This window comes from Ruegeria sp. CDSA021 (assembly GCF_059612325.1).
In genome coordinates this window covers 1-19,370 of sequence record NZ_JBXWQJ010000005.1, presented here as the reverse complement: position 1 = coordinate 19,370, position 19,370 = coordinate 1, and the positions used below count along the sequence as shown (strand labels likewise).

20 protein-coding genes and 2 tRNA genes are annotated in these 19,370 nt (G+C 57.9%); 10 read left to right on the top strand and 12 right to left on the bottom strand.

Annotated features, from left to right (window positions below; translation table 11 throughout):
* The first annotated feature begins 26 nt into the window (after positions 1–26).
* Positions 27–1,115: a CaiB/BaiF CoA transferase family protein gene (locus tag AC2FLD_RS07855; RefSeq protein WP_496668426.1), complete on the top strand. Its 1,089-nt coding sequence runs from the start codon at positions 27–29 to the stop codon at positions 1,113–1,115.
* An 81-nt stretch (positions 1,116–1,196) separates the two neighbouring features.
* Here the strand turns inward: AC2FLD_RS07855 and hemE are convergent, their stop codons facing one another.
* Positions 1,197–2,231, bottom strand: coding sequence for a uroporphyrinogen decarboxylase (gene hemE, locus AC2FLD_RS07850; RefSeq protein WP_496668425.1), 1,035 nt, complete (start codon positions 2,229–2,231; stop codon positions 1,197–1,199).
* 106 nt (positions 2,232–2,337) lie between these two features.
* On the opposite strand from hemE, the gene hemC reads away from it, so the two are divergent.
* Positions 2,338–3,303 carry a hydroxymethylbilane synthase gene (hemC, locus tag AC2FLD_RS07845; protein WP_496668423.1) on the top strand — a complete coding sequence of 322 codons (966 nt, stop codon included), beginning with the start codon at positions 2,338–2,340 and terminating at the stop codon, positions 3,301–3,303.
* A gap of 222 nt (positions 3,304–3,525) precedes the next feature.
* Here hemC and AC2FLD_RS07840 read toward each other — a convergent pair whose 3' ends face one another.
* From AC2FLD_RS07840 to AC2FLD_RS07810, 7 genes are all read right to left on the bottom strand, one after another.
* Positions 3,526–4,797: an aspartate aminotransferase family protein gene (locus tag AC2FLD_RS07840; RefSeq protein WP_496668421.1), complete on the bottom strand. Its 1,272-nt coding sequence runs from the start codon at positions 4,795–4,797 to the stop codon at positions 3,526–3,528.
* A 1-nt stretch (position 4,798) separates the two neighbouring features.
* Positions 4,799–5,902, bottom strand: a complete 1,104-nt coding sequence (locus tag AC2FLD_RS07835; RefSeq protein ID WP_496668419.1) for a mandelate racemase/muconate lactonizing enzyme family protein — start codon at positions 5,900–5,902, stop codon at positions 4,799–4,801.
* A 109-nt stretch (positions 5,903–6,011) separates the two neighbouring features.
* Complete coding sequence (locus AC2FLD_RS07830; protein ID WP_496668417.1) at positions 6,012–7,127, bottom strand: mandelate racemase/muconate lactonizing enzyme family protein; 1,116 nt, start codon at positions 7,125–7,127, stop codon at positions 6,012–6,014.
* On the bottom strand, positions 7,124–8,230 hold the full coding sequence (locus AC2FLD_RS07825) for a mandelate racemase/muconate lactonizing enzyme family protein (protein ID WP_496668415.1): 1,107 nt from the start codon (positions 8,228–8,230) through the stop codon (positions 7,124–7,126). Before AC2FLD_RS07825 ends, AC2FLD_RS07830 begins: the two co-directional genes overlap by 4 nt.
* Entirely contained in the window at positions 8,227–8,805 is a 579-nt protein-coding gene (locus tag AC2FLD_RS07820; protein ID WP_496668413.1) for a dimethylsulfonioproprionate lyase family protein, read from the bottom strand. Before AC2FLD_RS07820 ends, AC2FLD_RS07825 begins: the two co-directional genes overlap by 4 nt.
* Positions 8,802–9,884, bottom strand: coding sequence for an alcohol dehydrogenase family protein (locus AC2FLD_RS07815; protein WP_496668411.1), 1,083 nt, complete (start codon positions 9,882–9,884; stop codon positions 8,802–8,804). Before AC2FLD_RS07815 ends, AC2FLD_RS07820 begins: the two co-directional genes overlap by 4 nt.
* A complete protein-coding gene (locus tag AC2FLD_RS07810; protein WP_496668409.1) occupies positions 9,884–12,337 on the bottom strand; it encodes an FAD-dependent oxidoreductase in 2,454 nt (817 codons plus the stop codon). Before AC2FLD_RS07810 ends, AC2FLD_RS07815 begins: the two co-directional genes overlap by 1 nt.
* Before the next feature lie 67 nt (positions 12,338–12,404).
* On the opposite strand from AC2FLD_RS07810, the gene AC2FLD_RS07805 reads away from it, so the two are divergent.
* From AC2FLD_RS07805 to AC2FLD_RS07780, 6 genes are all read left to right on the top strand, one after another.
* A complete protein-coding gene (locus tag AC2FLD_RS07805; protein ID WP_050603951.1) occupies positions 12,405–13,292 on the top strand; it encodes a MurR/RpiR family transcriptional regulator in 888 nt (295 codons plus the stop codon).
* Positions 13,289–14,377, top strand: coding sequence for an aromatic ring-hydroxylating oxygenase subunit alpha (locus AC2FLD_RS07800; protein WP_496668407.1), 1,089 nt, complete (start codon positions 13,289–13,291; stop codon positions 14,375–14,377). The genes AC2FLD_RS07805 and AC2FLD_RS07800 overlap by 4 nt, the downstream gene beginning before the upstream one ends.
* Positions 14,378–14,396: 19 nt before the next feature.
* Positions 14,397–15,215 (top strand): aspartate racemase/maleate isomerase family protein, encoded by an 819-nt coding sequence (locus AC2FLD_RS07795; RefSeq protein ID WP_496668405.1) that lies wholly within the window; start codon positions 14,397–14,399, stop codon positions 15,213–15,215.
* Between the two features lie 20 nt (positions 15,216–15,235).
* Positions 15,236–15,976 (top strand): sulfotransferase-like domain-containing protein, encoded by a 741-nt coding sequence (locus AC2FLD_RS07790; protein WP_496668403.1) that lies wholly within the window; start codon positions 15,236–15,238, stop codon positions 15,974–15,976.
* 17 nt (positions 15,977–15,993) lie between these two features.
* Positions 15,994–16,377: a carboxymuconolactone decarboxylase family protein gene (locus tag AC2FLD_RS07785; protein ID WP_496668401.1), complete on the top strand. Its 384-nt coding sequence runs from the start codon at positions 15,994–15,996 to the stop codon at positions 16,375–16,377.
* Positions 16,378–16,690: 313 nt separating this feature from the next.
* Positions 16,691–16,822 (top strand) — tRNA-Ser (locus tag AC2FLD_RS07780).
* Here AC2FLD_RS07780 and AC2FLD_RS07775 read toward each other — a convergent pair.
* The 4 genes from AC2FLD_RS07775 to AC2FLD_RS07760 all read right to left on the bottom strand — a co-directional run bounded on the left by AC2FLD_RS07775 (position 16,816) and on the right by AC2FLD_RS07760 (position 18,144).
* Positions 16,816–17,151 carry a hypothetical protein gene (locus AC2FLD_RS07775; protein ID WP_496668399.1) on the bottom strand — a complete coding sequence of 112 codons (336 nt, stop codon included), beginning with the start codon at positions 17,149–17,151 and terminating at the stop codon, positions 16,816–16,818. The two genes, AC2FLD_RS07780 and AC2FLD_RS07775, sit on opposite strands and share 7 nt — an antisense overlap.
* A 230-nt stretch (positions 17,152–17,381) precedes the next feature.
* Positions 17,382–17,468 (bottom strand): phage integrase central domain-containing protein, encoded by an 87-nt coding sequence (locus AC2FLD_RS07770; protein WP_496668867.1) that lies wholly within the window; start codon positions 17,466–17,468, stop codon positions 17,382–17,384.
* 59 nt (positions 17,469–17,527) lie between these two features.
* Positions 17,528–17,938, bottom strand: coding sequence for an Arm DNA-binding domain-containing protein (locus tag AC2FLD_RS07765; protein WP_496668397.1), 411 nt, complete (start codon positions 17,936–17,938; stop codon positions 17,528–17,530).
* A gap of 116 nt (positions 17,939–18,054) precedes the next feature.
* Positions 18,055–18,144 (bottom strand) — tRNA-Ser (locus AC2FLD_RS07760).
* A gap of 54 nt (positions 18,145–18,198) precedes the next feature.
* On the opposite strand from AC2FLD_RS07760, the gene AC2FLD_RS07755 reads away from it, so the two are divergent.
* Both AC2FLD_RS07755 and AC2FLD_RS07750 read left to right on the top strand, forming a co-directional pair.
* Positions 18,199–18,867: a hypothetical protein gene (locus AC2FLD_RS07755; RefSeq protein ID WP_496668395.1), complete on the top strand. Its 669-nt coding sequence runs from the start codon at positions 18,199–18,201 to the stop codon at positions 18,865–18,867.
* Positions 18,868–19,123: 256 nt separating this feature from the next.
* On the top strand, positions 19,124–19,370 hold a 247-nt coding region (locus AC2FLD_RS07750), incomplete at its 3' end, for a transposase (RefSeq protein WP_496668393.1).

The following is a 19,370-nucleotide window of genomic DNA, read 5'->3' as shown; positions in this document are numbered from 1 at the left end:
AACTCTGCCCGAAACGGAGGGCAAGGATGCTGAACGGAATTCGAATTGTCGAAATCGAAGGGTTGGGGCCCGGCCCGTTTGCAGCCATGCAGTTGGCCGATCTGGGCGCTGACGTCATAACCATTCAGCGCAAGGGTGGTGCTGCAACACCTGGAATGCCCGAAAGATCACTTCTGGATCGCGGGAAGCGGTCCATTGCGCTTGACCTGAAAGACCCAGATGATCTTGAAATTGCTCTACGTCTGATCGACACCGCCGACACCCTGATCGAAGGTTTTCGCCCCGGTGTTATGGAAAAGCTGGGCCTTGGCCCCGAGCCCTGTCTGACCCGCAATCCAAAGCTGGTCTATGGGCGCATGACGGGCTGGGGTCAGGATAGTCCTCTGGCCAACACCGCAGGCCACGATCTGAACTATATCGCCCTTTCCGGGGCGCTCTGGTATGCCTCTCAACCCGGCCAGCCGCCGCAAACACCGGCTACCCTGGTAGGCGATATCGGTGGCGGCGCAATGTATCTTGTCGCAGGGATTCTGGCTGGCCTGATCAATGCACAAAGAACTGGCGAAGGCACAGTTGTCGATGCCGCAATCTATGACGGTTCAGCCCATATGATGAACCTTCTGATGACCATGCGCCAAACAGGCAACCTGTCCGACACTCGCGGCGACAGCCTGCTGGACGGCCCACACTGGAGCCGCGCATATGCCTGTGCCGATGGCCGCTTCATCACGGTTCAATGCCTCGAACCCAAATTCTACACTCAGTTTTTGCAGACCCTCGGTCTCGCCAATGACGCCGAATTCCAGAAACAATATGACCGCTCACTGTGGCCCGACCTGACGCGACGGCTTGCCGATATCTTCGCCAGTCACCCCCGCGACCACTGGGACGCCTTGTTCCGCGGAACGGATGCCTGCGTCGCCCCGGTGCTCAGTCCACAAGAGGCGCAGGTTCACCCGATGAACACCCATCGCAACAGCTGGCAAGAGATCGACGGCGCCCTGCAATCCACCGCCGCGCCACGGTTTTCAAACCACCAGTGGCACCCCAGACCAAGCCCAACACGCGGCGAGCACACAAATGAAATCCTCGCCGAGCTCGACGCCCCACGTTGATCCGAACTTCATCTGGCTAAAAATATCTCGGGGGATGAATTGGCCGCAGGCCAAGAAGGGGGCTGGCCCCCTTTCACCCACTTACCGCCCGCGCACCGTATCGATCATCAGTTGCACGTTATCAGGATCTGCATCCGGTGTGATGCCGTGCCCCAGATTGAAGATATGCGGCCCTTTCGAGAACGCCTCGACAATGAGACGCGTCTCATCCACCAGCGCCTGTCCGCCCGTCACCATATGGGACGAGGCCAGATTGCCCTGTACACAGCCATCAACCTGCACATGCGCGGCCGCCCAATCCGGCGACACCGAATTGTCCAGCGCGACACAATCCACACCCGTCGCCTTGGCAAACCCGATATATCCGTCGCCCGCCTCACGCGGGAAACCGATGACCGGAATGCCCGGATGCCGCTCTTTGATAGCCTGGGTAATCACGCGGCACGGCTCGACTGCGTATTTGCGGAACGCCTCACCTTTCAAAGACCCCGCCCAACTGTCAAAGATCTTGACCACCTCGGCCCCGGCTTGGATTTGCGCGGACAGATATTCGATCGTTGCGGCCGTGATCCGGTCCAACAGTGCCTCGAACAGCGCGGTATTCCCTTCACGCAACGCATGGGCAGGACCCTGATCGGGCGTGCCGCGCCCTGCGATCATATAAGTTGCAACCGTCCACGGCGCGCCGGCAAACCCGATCAAAGTGGTTTCCGAGGGCAATTCCCGCGACAGGATTTTTACCGTTTCATAAACGGGCGACAGTGTTTCATGAATCGCGTCAACCGGCTTCAACGCGTCAAACTCGGATTGCTGCGTGATGGTCGACAGGCGCGGGCCTTCGCCGGTCACAAACCACAGATCCGCCCCAAGGGCCTGCGGCACCAGCAGGATATCTGCAAACAGAATCGCTGCATCAAACCCATAACGCCGGATCGGTTGCAATGTGACTTCGGCGGCCAGCTCAGGGTTATAGCACAAGGACAGGAAATCACCGGCCTGCGCACGGGTGGCGCGATACTCGGGCAAATACCGCCCCGCCTGACGCATCATCCAGATCGGCGGCACATCCTGCACCTCACCCGCCAGCGCCCGCAGCAGTTTTTTTGTCTCGGCCATATTCGCCCCCAGTCATCCGGTTTTGGCAACGGGTCGTCCTTCGGCGGCAATTTGTCAAGCTCACCCCCCATTGTCAGGGCAATGTGACGCGACTAAAGCTGTGAGCATGACCGTGAATATGCCCACACCCGCATCGCCCTTCAGAATTGGTACCCGTGGTTCGCCGCTGGCTCTGGCGCAAGCGCACGAAACGCGCCAACGCCTGAGTGCCGCCTTCGACCTGCCAGAAGACGCATTCGAGATCGTGGTGATCAAAACCACCGGCGACAATCGCGCCATGATCGATGCTGATCGCCCGCTGAAAGAGATTGGCAACAAGGGCCTGTTCACCAAAGAAATCGAAGAGGCGATGTTGCGCGCCGAAATCGACATCGCCGTTCATTCGACAAAAGACATGCCCGTTGCACAGCCTGACGGCCTCGTACTGGACACCTTTCTACCACGCGAGGATGTGCGAGACGCGTTTATTTCTCCGCGTTTGGGTTCAATCCACGAACTGCCCGAGGGGGCCGTTGTGGGCACCTCCTCGCTGCGTCGCCGCGCTCAATTGCTGAACCGACGACCGGATTTGAAGGTGGTCGAATTTCGTGGGAATGTTCAGACCCGGCTGAAAAAGTTGGACAATGGCGTTGCCGATTGCACCTTTTTGGCCATGGCAGGCATTCGTCGTCTGGGCATGGATGACATCCCGGCCAGCGCCATTTCCCCTGACGACATGCTGCCCGCCATCGCGCAGGGCACCATCGGAATTGAACGGCGCGGCGACGATATGCGTGCGGCCGAGATGCTTGAGGCGTTGCATCATGCGGAAACAGGCCAGCGGCTGAACGCTGAACGCACGTTGCTGGCTGCACTGGACGGGTCGTGCGAAACGCCGATCGCAGGTTTGGCCGAACTGGATGGCGGCACCCTCAGGCTGCGTGGCGAAGTTTTACGCCCCGATGGAACTGAAACTGCAAGCCGGGATATCACAGGCGCAGTCGAAGATGGCGCGGATATGGCGCGGGCCATGGCCGCAGAACTGCTGGAACAGGCGGGGCCGGATTTTTTCGATTGGAAAAAATCAAAATAAATTCGCGCAATGTGAACTGGGTCACTGTAGCGACCCATTTGTTCATGCATTAAGGTGACATACCGATCAGGAAGTCAGGTCAGTCTCGAAAGTATCGAAAAGTTTCAAGATTGCGGTGATTTAATCAGTATTCGAGGGGGCGAGACTGACCCCCGGCTTCCAAAGGTTGCGGGTCGCTGTTGATGTCAACAGCGACCCGTTTTTTGTTCAAGCTTCTCATGCTCAGGAAATTGCAGCAACCGCGTGACGCACGGCCTCTCTGGTTTGATCCAGATCCGCATCTGTGACCGCCAATGACGGGTATAGCTTGCCCGGAGCTTTGAATATCCCATGCGACCGCAAAGCCGCATTATATGTTGCGTTGCGCGCAGGATCATCATGAAAGGCGCTGCGGTAGTCCCTGCATTCGGCCTCGGTAAAATAGATATCGAACAGGGTTTCGTCCCCGCAGATGCGATGCACAATACCGGCATCGCTCAGCGCGTCGGATTGCATCTGTTGCAACTGCCGCCCGATGTCGCGCAGGCGCTCATAGGCCCCGTCACGCTGCAGAATTTCCATTGTCTTCAACCCTGCGGCCGAGGCCACAGGATTTCCTGACAAGGTGCCCAACTGCATCAACCAGCCTTCTTCTCCGACCTTCGATTTGTCGAAATGCTTCATGATCTCGGCGCTTGCGCCCAAGGCGGCCAGAGGAAACCCACCACCGGTAATCTTGCCCAGCGTGCAGATATCGGGGGTCACGCCATAACGCTCCTGCGCCCCTCCATATGCCAGGCGAAACCCGGTGACGATCTCATCGAAGATCAGCAGCACATCGTGTTTGTCGCACAAATCACGCAATCCTTGCAGATATCCCGGCACAGGAGGGACAATCCGCTGCAGCGGTTCGACCATAATTGCCGCCACATCGGCATGTTCGTCCAAAAGAGCCGCCACAGCCTCAAGATCATTAAAGGGCGCGATCAACATTTGCTCGGCCACACTTTCGGGAATTCCGGCACTGTCGGGCACGGCCTGAGGGAAATTTACCCGACGGCTGGGCGCAAGACTCATTTGCGCCTCGGCGCTCATCCCGTGGTAGCCACCTTCGAATTTGAGGATCTTGTTGCGACCGGTATAGGCCCGTGCCAGCCGTATGGCATACATGTCGGCTTCACCACCTGATGCAACAAAGCGCACCTGTTCGCAGCACGGAACGGCATCAATGATGGCCTCGGCCAGTTCGATCCCCTTGCTGTTATTGGCAAAGAAGGTCATTCCCTTGGGAAGCTGTTCCAGCACGGCCTCCATCACCTCGGGATGGCCGTGGCCCAGCAACATCGGGCCGGACCCGATCAGATAGTCGATGTATTCCTTGCCATCCTCGTCCCAGACGTGGCTGCCTTCGCCGCGGGCGATGATGATGCCGGGATCGAAATTGCCGAAACCGCCCGCAGGCAAAACCTCGTTTGCGCGGGCGATCCACTCGGACTGTGTCTGGATTTTCAGCATCTCAATCAATCTCCAAAATCGGGGTGCCAAGAATTTCAAGATCAGGCTCCACACCTAAACCTGGACCATCGGGCGGCGCAATCCGCCCGTTTTCACGGTTTGGTGCGTCGGGGCACAGACGCGGGGCAACGTAAGAGGACAGATCGCAGGTATTCATAAGCGATCCATGCGGGGTTGAAGCGGCAAAATGCAGAGACGCTGCCGTGATGATATCCGACCCCCAGGTGCATTCGGCACAAATCTCGGCCCCTAGATGCACGGTCAGATCACGCGCCCGTCGCATCGCGGACAGGCCGCCGAATTTCGACAGCTTCAACGCAACCGCATCCATGCAGCCCAGCCTGTGCGCCTGCATCAGTGATGCGAGGTCATACGCATTTTCATCGATCTTCATCGGCAGGCCCGTGGCCTGACGGACCGCAGCGCAATCCTCGAGCGTTTTACAGGGTTGTTCCAACATCACGTCCAGATGCGCCACGGCGCGCCCTGTTCGCGTTGCCTGCAACCGCGAAGCGCCGCAATTCCAGTCGCCATAGACCAACGGCCCCGACCCAACGGCCTCGCGCACTTTGATCAGACGCTCGGCATCGGCCTGCCAGTCACCTTCGACACCCAGCTTGACTTGAAACTGGCGAATTCCGGCTTGATACGCGGTTTGGGCGATCCGGGCCATCTCGTCCGGTGCAATGCAGGTGATCGAGTGATACAGCGGCATGTCCGCCCGCGCGCGCCCACCCAAGAGTGCGTAGACCGGCAGACCCGAGGCCCGACCAAACAGATCCCAGAGCGCGATATCCACGATGGATTTCGCATAGAGATGCCCGTGCAAAAACGCATCCAGCTTGCGCATTGGCGCATCGACGCCAAAAGGGGACATGCCAAGAATTTCAGGGGCCATCTCTGCCACGGCCGCTTGCACACCATCAGCATAAGCTGGCAGGTAATGTGGGATCGGACAGACTTCGCCCCACCCGTGCGGGCCCGTGTCCGTCTCAAGCCGAAGGACATGAGAGGTTACGGTGGCACAGGTTTTGCCCTCGGCCATGTGATAGGTCTCATGGCTGGTCAGGTCGACAGACCAGAGCGTTATCTTGGTGATCTTCATTCAGCCCTTCCTTTGGCTTTGAGTGCTGAGCTTTGAGAGGGGCCAGCCCCTCTCTTGGCCTGCGGCCAATTCACACCCCGGGATATTTCTGGCCAGATGAAGAGGCGGATCATCGCGGGGCCTCGTAGGTCGCAATGGGCGGCCCCAGTTGATCTTCATCCGGATAAACGCCGAGTCCCGGCGATTCGGGCAGATGCAGATGACCGTCGATGTTTCGAGGCCCGCGCGCCCCCGCGATGTCCACGGTGATCATGTCCTGGCAGGCCCAGACAGCGTGGCAGTTGTCATCGGGGATGGTCGCGGCCAGATGCAACGCCTCGGTATCGGCCAGAACCGACCCGCCGGTTGCCATCACAAACATGTCGATCCCATGTGCCAGGGCGATATCCCGCATCCGCGCAGCCTTGGTCAGACCGCCCACGCGGTTCAGCTTGATCCCGAATACTTCGGCCAGACCGTCCCGCGCAATCCGGGTCGCGTCCTGCAACGTCACCAGACTTTCGTCCACTGATACGGGAGACGCGTGAAGACCCGAAATCGCGGCAATGTCATCCAGCGATTCGCCGGGCTGTTCGAACATCACGTTCAGATCCTCGCAAGCGCTCATCACCCGCAGGGCCTGCTGACGCGTCCAGCCGCGATTGACGTCGTAGAGGACAATCTCTCCGGGGCGGCGAATGCTTTCCACATCCCGGACACGGGCTATGTCCCGCTCGACATCGCCGCCAATTTTCACCGAATGGGCGATGTATCCTCGGCTACGATAGCGCTCCATAACCTCGCGGGTTTCCTCGACAGTCTTGGCCCCGACCGAGGATGCAATCGGGCGCGGCGTACGCGACCCGCCCCCCATCAGATCGGCAATGGGCAGACCCGCCGCCTGTCCGGCGATATCCCAGCAGGCCATGTCAATCGGACTCTTGGCGTAAAGGTGCCCGGGCAGGGCCAGATCCATCGCCCGTTCCACATCCAGAACCCTGCGCGGATCGAGGCCCAGAATGAAGGGGGCCATCGTCTCGATACCCGCGCGAATGCCTGGTCCGTGAGCAGGCACATATGTATGACCCCAAGGGGTGCCCTCTCCCCAACCGACCAGCCCGGTATCGGATTCGATCTTCACAATCGTCGCGTCGAGCGTTTCGAACTTCAGCCGCCCGCCGGACAGCCAATAGGGATGCTCCAGCGGTAGATCGACGTGGTAAACAGTTATGGTCTTGATCTTCACAGAGTGTACTCCGCCACCGGCGCGCCGAGGCTTTCAAAGTCAGGTGTCACGCCCAAACCCGGCGTGTCGGTTGCATAGAGTTTGCCATCCTGGGCCGTCGGGCCACCGATGCCAGTTGATCGGGTGTTGTAGTTCATCAGATCAGTTGTGTTCTGCAAATACTCAGGCGGCGTCGACGCCGCAAAATGCGCCACCACAGACGTCGTGATCTCGCCCCCCCACGTGTCTTCGCTGACCACAGGGAAGCGGTTGTCGATCAGATAGTCCCGCACGCGCCGCGCCTTGCTGATGCCACCCAGATTCGAGATCTTCAAACAGCAGATCTCGGCACCCCGATCGGCGACGATCCGCTGCGCCATGTGGATACCTGTCACACATTCATCCAGTTTCATCGGTTGCTCGGCCACGCGGCGCACCTGCTGGCACTCTTCATAGCTGCGACAGGGTTGTTCGAGGATATAATCCAGATCGCGTGTAGCGCGTGCCACGCGGATTGCATTGTCGACACGCCACCCCTGATTGGCATCGGCCATCGCCTTTTCTCGCGGTTTCAGCAATGGAACCGTCGTGCGGATTCGATCTATATCAGTCGCCCAGTCACCCCCGACCTTGACTTGAAACTGGCGATAGCCCTGATCGCGATAGGCGTTCATCTCGGCCACCGTCTCATCCACCGCTTTTTGCGGGGCTACCCGATACATAGATGCGCCGTCCGTCAACTTACCGCCCAACAGCATCCAGACCGGTTGACCACTGGCTTTCCCCAGAATATCCCAGCAGGCCGCGTCGAACGGGGCCTTGGCATAGCCGTGGCCCTGCACCAGATGATCCATCAACTGCTCGATCCGCGCCACCTGCCTTGGGTCCTCACCCAGCAGCGTCGAAGCAACCAGCCGCGCCAAAGCCACCACACCTTCGGAATGAGCGACCATGTAGTTCTCACCACAGGGCGTGAATTCACCGCAGCCCTGCAACCCCGCATCGGTATCGAGGACAACCACGGATGCAACAGCAGTCTCAATCGCGTTTCCTGCACCCCAGACATAGGCTCCGCCCACATAGGGCAGGCCCATTTGGTATACGCGGATACGGGTGATCTTCATGCAGCACCCATCAGAGGCAGACCACCCATTCCTTCCCCGCGCCAAAGGACAAATGTCAGAATCGGCTGATCCGTCGTGATCATGGCGTGGCTCTGCCAACTTGAATGCTGACGCGTCTGGTTCGGGCCTATGTGGGTTTCGTTGCCTTCAATCTTGAAAAGGGCTGCTCCTTCGAGAACCAGATAAATCTCTTCGGCTTGGTGGCTGTGCCAATCATAGGTCAGACCGGCCCCCCAATACCCGACATAGCCACGCAACTGGGTCGAATGGAAATGCCCGCCCGGACCAAACAATTCATAGTAACCGTATCGGTTCAGAAAATCCGCGCCGACCTCTTCTTCGGTATAGGTTTGTTTCCAATGCCCCAGATGCGATGTCGCTTTGATCGCAGCGATCAGATCCCGCGTGGCGTCGGTTGTTTCAAGGTCAAAGCCAGCGACCTGATCGATTGCCGGAATATGCGCCGGCTGCAGGTTTGCTGGTTTCAGGTCATCGGGCCAAGGTGCAAACGCGGCCATCTCAGGATGCGATTGATGCAATTGCCGCGCGGCTTCCAGAACGTCATCCAGCGTCATGGCACCACCACGATATTGCCTGTGTGCTGCTTGGCAATGAAGGCCGCCTGCGCGTCACGCAATTCCTCCAGGGGATAGGTTGCCGCAAGTGCTGGCTTGAGGTCACCGGCCTCAATGTATTTCACAAGGTTCTTCATGACCTGAGGGTCAATCACGGTCGAGCCCGTGAATGTCAGATCGCGCAGGTAGAAGGTTCGCAAATCAAGCTCGACCATTGGGCCTGCGATAGCACCCGAACAGGTATACCGACCGCCACGCTCCAGAATATCGATCAGGTTCGGCCAGTACGGCCCTCCGACAACATCCGCGACCACGGTGATCTTTTCATCGCCCAGCGCGTTGCGCAGGTTACCAGGGTCACGGGACAGGATCCTGTCCGGCCCAAGTTTGGCGACATCCGCGTGTTTGGCCTCGGACGCCATTGCGATGACCCGTGCGCCTCTCCGTTTGGCCAATTGGACGAGGGCACCGCCAACACCGCCCGATGCTCCGGGCACAAGCACGGTGTCCCTTTCGGTCACGTTGGCGCGGCTGAGCATACCTTCGGCGGTGGAGTAAGAGCAGGAGAATGTCGCAAGCTCGGCATCCGACAGGTCCGAGGTGATCGGCACCGCATTCACGGCCAGCGTTGTTGCATATTCGGCAAAGCCACCTTCGCGCTCGGATCCGAAATAGCCTGTCTTGTTCATGTTGCCCGGATCAGTCGGATCGCGCAGCCAACCATCCGTTATGACCCGTTCTCCGATACGCGCGCTGTCCACACCGTCACCAACAGCGACGATCTCGCCGCAGATATCAGCCCCTTGAATGCGCGGGAAAGTAATAGGTGCGCCACCCCAAGTCGGGTCTTCTTCGCCAACTTCTTCAAACGCACCACCTGTAGTGGCATCGGTTACAGTCTTGGAATACCAGCCGGATCGCGTGTTGACGTCGGTATTGTTCAGCCCACAGGCGGCGACTTTGATCAGCACCTCACCGGCGGCGGGTTCCGGGCGTGGCCAATCCTGGTGCAGGACGATTTTCTCCAAGCCGCCATGGCCCATCGTGACCATGGCTTTCATTTTGTCAGGAAGATTCATTACGCGGTCTCCAAAATGCCATCCGTTCGAGGCAACAAGCTTTGCGGATCATAGGCAGGCTCACCGAGCACGCGGGCCGCGCGAGGTTTGCCATGGATCACGACCTCCAATTCGGTCCCGACTTCAGCCGCTTCGGGCTTTATGTAAGCAAAGGCGAGGATCTTGCCGACGGTATGACCGTAAGCTACCGAGGCTGTGGAACCCACAACACGCCCGTCCAGCATCACAGCTTCGCCGCCATGACCATCAATCTCGCCATCCGGTTCGATTTCAAGATATGCGCAGATCCAAGGCAAGTCGGCGTTCAACGTCTTGTCTTTACCCAGATACTCCTTATCGGTGCGGGCAAAGCGCAGCACGTCGGCCTCGGCCAAAGTGACTTCGTTGGTCAGTTCACCTGCGCCTTTAAAGCCTTTCTCCATCCGCATCACATTCATGGCAAAGCTGCCATAGTCGGTGATGCCGCGCGGCTCACCTGCCGCCCAAAGCGCGGTGTAGACGTCGAGACATGCGGCGTTGGGCATGTGCAGTTCCCACCCAAGTTCACCGGCATAAGACATACGGAAAGCCCAGACCTTGTGACCAGCGATGGTGATCTCTTGCGCAGACAACCAGCGGAAACCGACATTGGTCAGATCGGCGTCAGTGCAGCACGCCAGCACGTCACGCGACCGCGGGCCGTTCAGCGACAGGGCCGACCAGTCGGCGGACAATGCGGTGATCTGCACGTCCTCATCCGCGCGCTGTTGCGCCAGATGGTCCAGCAGGCGTTGTTCGAAGAAGGCCGCGCAGACCAGATAGAAGCGGTCTTCGGCCATACGGACTATCGTCGTCTCCAACTCGATCCGACCGCGACGGTTTAACATGTGGGTCAGCGTGATCGAGCCAACCTTTTGCGGCATCCGGTTGGCCGTTAACCGATCCAGCAGGGCATAGGCGTCCGGCCCCGAAACCTCGACCTTGGTGAAGGCGGTTACGTCCATAATACCGACGCTCTGGCGGACCGCTTTGACCTCGGCCGCGACCATGTCGTCGGCGGGGGTCCGGCGGAAGGAATAGTGATCGCGCTGTTCCACACCGTCCCGTGCGAACCAGCGAGGGCGTTCGAAGCCATAAACTTCTTCATGTACCGCACCCTTGGATTTCAACAGCTCATACAGCGGCGACGGCTTGATCGGACGCCCCTCCAAACGGTTGAAATGCGGGAAAGGGATTTCGTGGCGCAGGCAGTAGTCTTCCTCGGCCTTGATCACCTGCCAGTCCTTGGTGGCATAGCTGCCAAACCGGCGCGGATCGTATTCGCGCATCGAGATTTCAGCAGCCCCATGCACCATCCAGCGCGCCAGTTCGCGGGTCAGGCCCGGACCCCAGCCGATACCGATCTGTGTGCCGCAGCAGCACCAATAGTTCCGTACCCCGGGCGCAGGGCCAATCAGCGGGTTGCCATCGGGCGGATGCGAAATCGCCCCGTGCACGTCGCGCTGAATGCCCAACTCAGCAAAGATCGGCATCCGGTTCAGGCTTTCTTCAAGCCACGGCATCACCCGGTCGTAATCCGCGTCGAACAGCCAGTTCTCGTATTCCCACGGGCAATGGTCATGCCAGACCGAGTTCGGGTTCTCTTTCTCGTAGATCCCGATCAGCCCGCGCTGCTGCTCCATGCGGATATAACCGGAGACCTTTCGGTCATCGCGGATAACCGGCAGTTCTTTGTCAAGGTTCTGGAACTCTGGCACCGGCTCGGTCACAAAGTAATGGTGCGTCATCGAGGTCATGGGCAGTTGCAACCCAGACCATTCGCCCATCTGACGGGCATAGGTGCCGCCAGCGTTCACCACATGCTCGCAGATGATCGTGCCCATCTCGGACTCGACAACCCATTCGCCATTCTCGCCCTGCGTAATGTTGGTCGCACGGCAGTTGCGGAAAATGCGCACGCCTTTCTGACGCGCACCAGTGGCCATCGCCATCGTCACGTTGGTCGGGTCTACGTGACCATCGTCCGGTGTGTGCAGCGCGCCCAGTACGCCTTCGAGGTTGTAGAACGGGTGCAACTCGGCCACTTTCTCGGGCCCGACCAGTTCGATGTTGAACCCAAGCGACCGACCCACCGAAAGTGTGTGGCGCAGCCAGTCCATCTCATCCTCGGTATAGGCCAGACGGAATGACCCGCAGCCATGCCACGTAACGGGCTGGCCGGTTTCCGCCTCAAGCTGACCGGAATAAAGTCCGATGTTGTAGTCCACACATTTGCCCAACCCGAAGCTCGAGGTCGAATGCGTGATCTGCCCCGCCGCGTGCCATGTGCTGCCGCTGGTCAGCTCGGCTTTTTCCAGCAGGACAGTGTCATCGCCCCACCCTTCATGCGCCAGATGATAGGCTAGGCCAACCCCCATGACGCCGCCCCCGACAATGACAACGCGTGCATGTGATGGCAGTTCGTTCCCGGACATGATTTTCCTCTTCCCGAGTCGCTTTTCTGCTCGACAGGCTAATTCCACACTTGTACCATCGTCAATCATGAATGACACAAATGTATCATCAACTGTTCTGGGCCGCCTGACCGAAGAGTGGGACGCCTTGACCCCAGAGGCGCAGAAAGCCGCGCGCTACGTGCTGGAAAACCCAACGGATGTCGGCGTTTCGACCGTGCGTGAAATCGCAGAAGCCGCCAAGGTCAAACCCAATACGTTCGTGCGCATGGCGCGGCAGGTGGGTTTTGACGGGTACGAAGATTTCCGCGAACCGTTTCGCGAAGCAATCCGCAATGGGCAGGTGTCGTTTCCGGATCGTGCCCGGTGGTTACAGAATATCGGCAAGTCAGGTGAATTGGGTGGGCTCTATGCCGATATGATCGGCGCCGCGATCCAGAATATCGAAGAAACCTTCGCCGGGATCGATGCTACGCGCCTGAAGGCTGCCGCTGAAGATATCTGGAATTGCCGCCAGATCTTCACTCTGGGCGTCGGCGTCAACAACTCGAACGCGCGCAATTTCACTTATCTTGCCTCGACAGGGATGAAACAATTCCACGCCATCCCCCGCCCCGGCTCGACCCCGGTAGACGATCTGGCCTGGGCCGATGAGCAGGACGTGCTGATCGCAATTACCTGCCGCCCGTACCGCACCGAAGTGATCGAGGCGATCAAGCTGGCCCGACAACAGGGGCTGACCGTCGTAGGCATCTCGGACAGCCCCGCCAGCCCGGTCATTCTAAACGCCCATCACGGGTTCGTTGTCGCAGCCGACACGCCGCAGTTTTTCCCATCATCCGTCTCGACCATCGCATTGCTGGAAACGTTACTGTCCTTTGTGATTGCAGTTTCCAGTGACGAGATCGTTGAACGGGTCGAACGTTTCCATCTTCGCCGTCATCAACTTGGCCTCTACGCGGAGGAGCCAGAATGAACGCACCCCTGACCCACTCATTGGACGCCCGATATTATACCGACCCCGGCATTTTCGAGCAGGAGATGCAGGGGCTGCTGGCTCGGACGTGGCAGTTCGCGGGCCATGTCGCACAGGTCAGGGAACCTGGTGACTACTTCGCCTTCGAGATTGCCGGGCAAAGCCTGTTCTGCATTCGTGGACGCGATAACGAAATCCGCACCTTCTACAATGTCTGCCAGCACCGCGCACATGAAATGGTAACCGGTGCGGGCAACACCCGCGTCGTCGTCTGCCCATACCACGCCTGGACCTATGAGCTATCCGGCCAGCTGCGTGCTGGCCCTAATATCAAATCCGTTCCCGGTTTCGACCGCAGCGCGATCTGCCTGACCTCGGTCCGGACCGAGGTGTTCAACGGTTTCATCTTCGTCAACCTCGATGACAACGCCGCACCCATGGATGAATGGTATCCCGGCGTGCGCGAGGAAATCCGCGCCTTCGTTCCGCATATCGACGATCTGGAACCGCTGGAATGGGTCGAGATTCCGGAAAACTGCAACTGGAAGGTCAGTATCGAGAATTACTCGGAATGCTACCACTGCCCGACCAACCACCCCACCTTCGCCGAGGGCGTGGTCAAGCCCGAAACTTATGACATTCAGCCCGATGCAGGCGGCGGCTATGTGCTGCGTCACACGACCGAATGCCAAAGCCTCGACAAAATGACATATCCCATTGACTTGTCGGTACCGCACGCAGGCGACTATCAGTCGTGGTTCCTGTGGCCGATGTTCTCGTTCCAGTGTTACCCGGGCAACGTGCTGAACACTTATCACTGGCGCGCTGTTGATGCCGATCACTGCACCGTCTGGCGCGGCTGGTACACCGAAGGTGGTTCGGAAAACGCGGTTATCCGGCAGTTGGCTGTTCAGGACCGCGAAACAACGGTCGAAGAAGACATCTGCCTAGTAGAATCCGTCCACCGCGGCCTGAAATCCCGAGGTTACCGTCCCGGCCCGCTGGTGCTGGATCCGGGGTGCGGAGTGATGTCGGAACATTCAATCGCGCGGCTTCAGCAATGGATGCGCGAGGCTGTGGAATGATGACCGAGGTGACACGCCAATGCTGATGCCCGAAGACTGGCGCCCAGAACACAAACTGTTTCCCCATCAGGTCGGCTTTACCTCGCCGCCGTTCGACTTTGACGCCGCCCCATCAGATTTTTTGAACATGTGCCCCGAAACCGTCGGCGTTCATGGCTGGATGCTACACGTGCCGGACTATGTACACGGTTTGGACCAGCGCAAAAAAAACTTTGGTATGCTGGATGATTTCGTTCACTGCATGTCGCGCAATGGCGTGGATGTCTGCGGTCAGGTCGGTTCGAACTGGGTCCATGCTTGCGGGCTGGGCGTGGAAGGTGTCCGGCAACACTGCGAAGACCTGTCAGACAAATATGGTACCCGCTTTCACATGGCGGGTTATGCCATGGTCGAAGCCCTGCGCGATATGAATGTCGAGAAAGTGGCCCTGAACGCCGCCTATCACTGGCCGGAATGGTGGCAGGGCACGGTCAACTTCCTGAAAGAAGCCGGATTCGACGTGATCTGGGCCGGGAATTTTCACGACCAAGGCTGGTTCGACAGTCAGGAAGACGTCAATTCCTATCGCTGGGTCTTTGACGGAGATCTGGCATTGAAGAGCTTTGAATACGTCACCGAAAAAGCTCCGCAAGCCGATGCAATCCTGATCAACGGCATGTGCAACTTCCGCACAGGACCTGATGGCCTGCCACAGCGTCCGCTGCATCTGGCCGATACGCTTGAGGCCGCCCTGGGCAAGCCGGTAATCGGTCACGATATCGCGCTTTACTGGCGCATTTTCAAATCCCTCGGTATCGCGCCTGACACACCGCGCGGGCAATTGCTGAAACGTCTGTGACTGCACGAAGGGCCATGACTATGCACAAGATCCTCGCGCTATGGGCTGTGCCCCGATCCACCTCGACCGCGTTTGAGTGGATGATGCGGCAACGTGGAGATCTGGATTGTCTGCACGAACCCTTTGGCGAGGCGTGGTATCAGGGCGAAGACCCCTTGTGGCACCGGTTTCAGCCGGGGGACGTTACGACGCCGGGCCTGACGCTGGACTGTGTCTGGCAGAATGTTCAGGCGAGAGCAGAAAAGGGCCCGGTCTTTCTCAAGGATTTCCCGCATTACATCAACCACATGTGGAATGCCGAGTTCCTGTCGCATTTCACCCATGCCTTCCTGATCCGGGATCCGGCCAAGACCATCACGTCGATGTACAAGCAATGGCCCGACTTTGCCGAAGGCGAGGTTGGCTTTCCCGAACAGCGTGCCCTGTTCGATCTGTTGACGGCGCTGAACGGAACGCCGCCGCCGGTGATCGACAGCGATGACCTGCTGGAAGACCCCCACGGCATGACCAGGGCCTTTTGCGAGGAGGTGGGTATCCCCTTCCTCGAAGACGCGCTGACATGGGCGCCCGGCGGAGACCCGTCGGCCCACAGTTGGTGGGACGGAGGATCGTTCCACGGCAACCTTGCGAAATCGACCGGACTTGCCCCACAGCCGCGCAAGCATATCGACATCACGGACGCTCCAGATCGGGTGAAACAGGTGCACCGTCGGATGAAACCGCATTACGATCACCTTTACAAACACCGCCTGACACGCTGACACACCGGAGACCCGCAATGGCCGATATTTTTGACGAAGACCTGTTTCTCAAAGGCTTGGAGCAACGAAAGAGCACGCTGGGCGCAGAATACGTGGAAAAGAACCTTGCCGCCGCCGATGACTTCATCCGCCCGTTTCAAGAGGCAATGACCGCCTGGTGCTGGGGTTTCGGCTGGGGCGACGACGTGATCGATGCGAAAACGCGATCGATGATGAACCTGTCCATGATCGGCGCGTTAGGAAAAATGCACGAATGGGAAATTCACTGCCGGGGCGCCATCAACAACGGTGTGACCAAAGAAGAAATCCGCGCCATCATCCATGTGATCGGAATCTATTGCGGCGTGCCACAGGCGCTGGAGTGTTTTCGCGTAGCCCGAAAGGTCTTGGAAAACCAATAACGCGCCTATGATGCGCTGCGTTCGGGGAAATGCCGGACCGAAAGTCCAAAAACAAATGGAACCGCCTTGTGTTTCCCCGAATGTAAACCAAGGAGTTCACACGAAGGATCGACCCATCAATGCCAAACTGCGCGAATCCCTGTCTTGCATAAGCTGAATAAACCCCAAAGCGCTTGACGGATCCGAGTTGAGGAGTGCGGGAAATCTTAGCCAACAAGAGTAATTCTAAGGTTTCCTGGGAATCTAAAGAAATCTGTCAAACCGCTGACAATTGCCCTTGTACTTCCAGCGTTTGCAAGGACACACCCGTCGACGGAGACGTGGCCGAGTGGTCAAAGGCGCTCCCCTGCTAAGGGAGCGCTTTTTGTTATTTTTCGTATACTTTTCATCGTATTAAAAGTTCCCATAAGGCAACTTGTCCAAATTTTGCCTAAAGTCTCAGCCAAAACTCAGCAGTCTTTTGTTGAGATTCAGTGGCACAATTTTTGCAAAATGGTAAGCCATATCCTTCTGGGCCCATCTCCCCAGTTTTCTCAAAAGTAGCTCGTCCTTTGTTTGTGCGTAGAACCAGGTTGCCCAAGTGTGGCGCAAAATATACGGGGTCACCTCTGAGCCAAGGCTGGCAACTTCGCGGACAGTCTGATAGGCCGCCGACATTTGTCCACCGCCGTTTTCGCGCAGGGTATAAGGTGAGCCGCTTGGCGACCGAAACGCTTTTCCGTCTTTGGGAAAATCACCCATTAGACGCCAGGCATAATCAGGGGTACCACCCATCGCTCACGAAATGGGGTCGTTGAAGCTCCAGCTTCCTTGTAGGCAATCCAAACTCGTCTAGTTTGCGGGAAAATGTCCTCGACATCGACGGCAAACATTTCTCCAGGCCCCGCTCCGTTACATAGGGGAATGTTGTCAGCCTGTTCCATGATGCCGCTTGTTCAGGAAAAAGGGGTGGAACGCCAGAGACTGACAGTGCGGACAGTGCGGACAGTGAAACTTGGTTTGACCTAGTCAAACACGACACCCATCCTCTGGCGCACTCGACGTGCTGTTTCATGTTTGGCGTTCCAGATCGGGTTAAGAACAGCGAAAATTTCTGATCACGTTATCCAGTGAACCGGCTTCTTCCCGACTACAGGGGATGCGTAGGTTTTCAGCTTGTTGGTCCATTGGCCACATGCTTCCCGTTGCTACTTTTCGGAATGCTCGACTGCTGGAGAACGCGAGCGGCAAGCTCATCGAACGTAATGAATACTTTGGATGCTGCTTCCTTCTGTTCAATGGGATCGCCGCCAACTCTGGCCAATCTTCGGTATTCGTCGGCTTTCGATCTTGCTTCTTCCAAGCTGACCACGGCGACAGAACCCAATCCGAAATCACGACGTCGACCATGCACTACAATTCGCGACAACCACCGCTTTGCGCCCGTTGGATCCACTACTAAGCAGAGGCCGCCTCCAATTGTGTGACGGCCCGGAGCGGCTTTTTCGACTGCACGTCGAGTCAGTCGACGCTCGACGTGCCGACCGTTTGCCTCGCCACCCTTTTCCTGAATTTCGCCCATCAGATCTCCACCCCACATTATGGGGATTCGAACTGAGATCATCAGTGCAGAAAAAGTGAGTGTTTTCAACGGCAGCAAGGCGTGCCAACGCCGACAGGTCACACCGAAAGCGGGTATGGCGGAGACGAAGGGATTCGAACCCTCGAGACCCTTCCGGGCCTACTCCCTTAGCAGGGGAGCGCCTTCGACCACTCGGCCACGTCTCCGCCGACGGGTATATCCTTGCAAGCGACGGGAATACAAGGCGAAATTTCCATTTTGTGCCTCACTCCGGCAAAATTGCTGAACCCGTTGAAAACACGGTAAAACACACCAATTTACGTGGATTATGGGCAAGATTTAGACAATTTTTTCTGAGGCATTTCCCAGCGACGAACCACCCAATCGACTGGTTCGAAACACTACAACGCATCGAATCCCCGTTCTGCATCGCCGCGCCGATTGAGAGATCATTTTCTGCCAGCGAAGAATTTCTCTTGCTTCAGTTCGAACCCATCTCCTCCGGGCAGTGGAGTCAGCACTTGGCAATGCAAACAAACAATGGCTCACTTTGCTTCGACGACCAGCCTGAACACGACGCCTACCAGTTGACTATCGCCTTAAGACAATACCCGCCACCACAACTGGCTACGCGTTGCCTTGTGGAGCGCTGGCGCTGCAGCCGATCTTCAGTTGAACGATTTCGAAAGCTTCCTGGCCTGAAGTCGGTTTCTTTACCCGGTGAGCATCCCTGCTTCGACCTGCTCGATGTTCTACGGGTTGAAGAAGTAGACGACCCGATCTTGTTGTGGGCGTTTGACGGAAGTGAAGACCGCAAAGTCCTTCTTGCACCACTTCTGTCACCTGAGGACCTGCGGTCGCTCGACCGACGGTATGCAATGTGCCACCCGGAGACCTTTCGGCGCTTGGCGCGCGACGGTCGACACTAAGGTTTCAAACTTGGACGGCGTTGGCTTTTCCGCCCAACCATCGCAGAAGTCGAACGTTTGGATTTTCTGAACTCCAGCAAAAGGGAAGAAAAATGACACGACAATACAGCAGTGAACAAATACGTCCAAATACCGCGCTTGCTGAAAACCTTCGAGATGGGTCATGTCCAGGCGGCGGTCAAACAGGTCCTAGGGTCAGGACCCATTGATTTTCGTTTTGCAGCATGATTCACGGTTCTAAAACTGAGCGATGAACATGTCTGATCTCTTCTGGCTGACGGATGCGCAGATGGCGCGTATGGAGCCCTACTTTCCAAAGTCCCACGGCAAGCCACGCGTCGATGACAGGCACGTCTTGAGTGGGATTATCTTCATCAATCGCAATGGCTTGCGCTGGCGCGACGCACTTAAGGAATACAGGCCGCACAAGACGCTGTACAACCGTTGGAAACGGTGGAGCGACAAGGGCATCTTCGCGCGGATGATGGCCGGTCTGGCCGCCG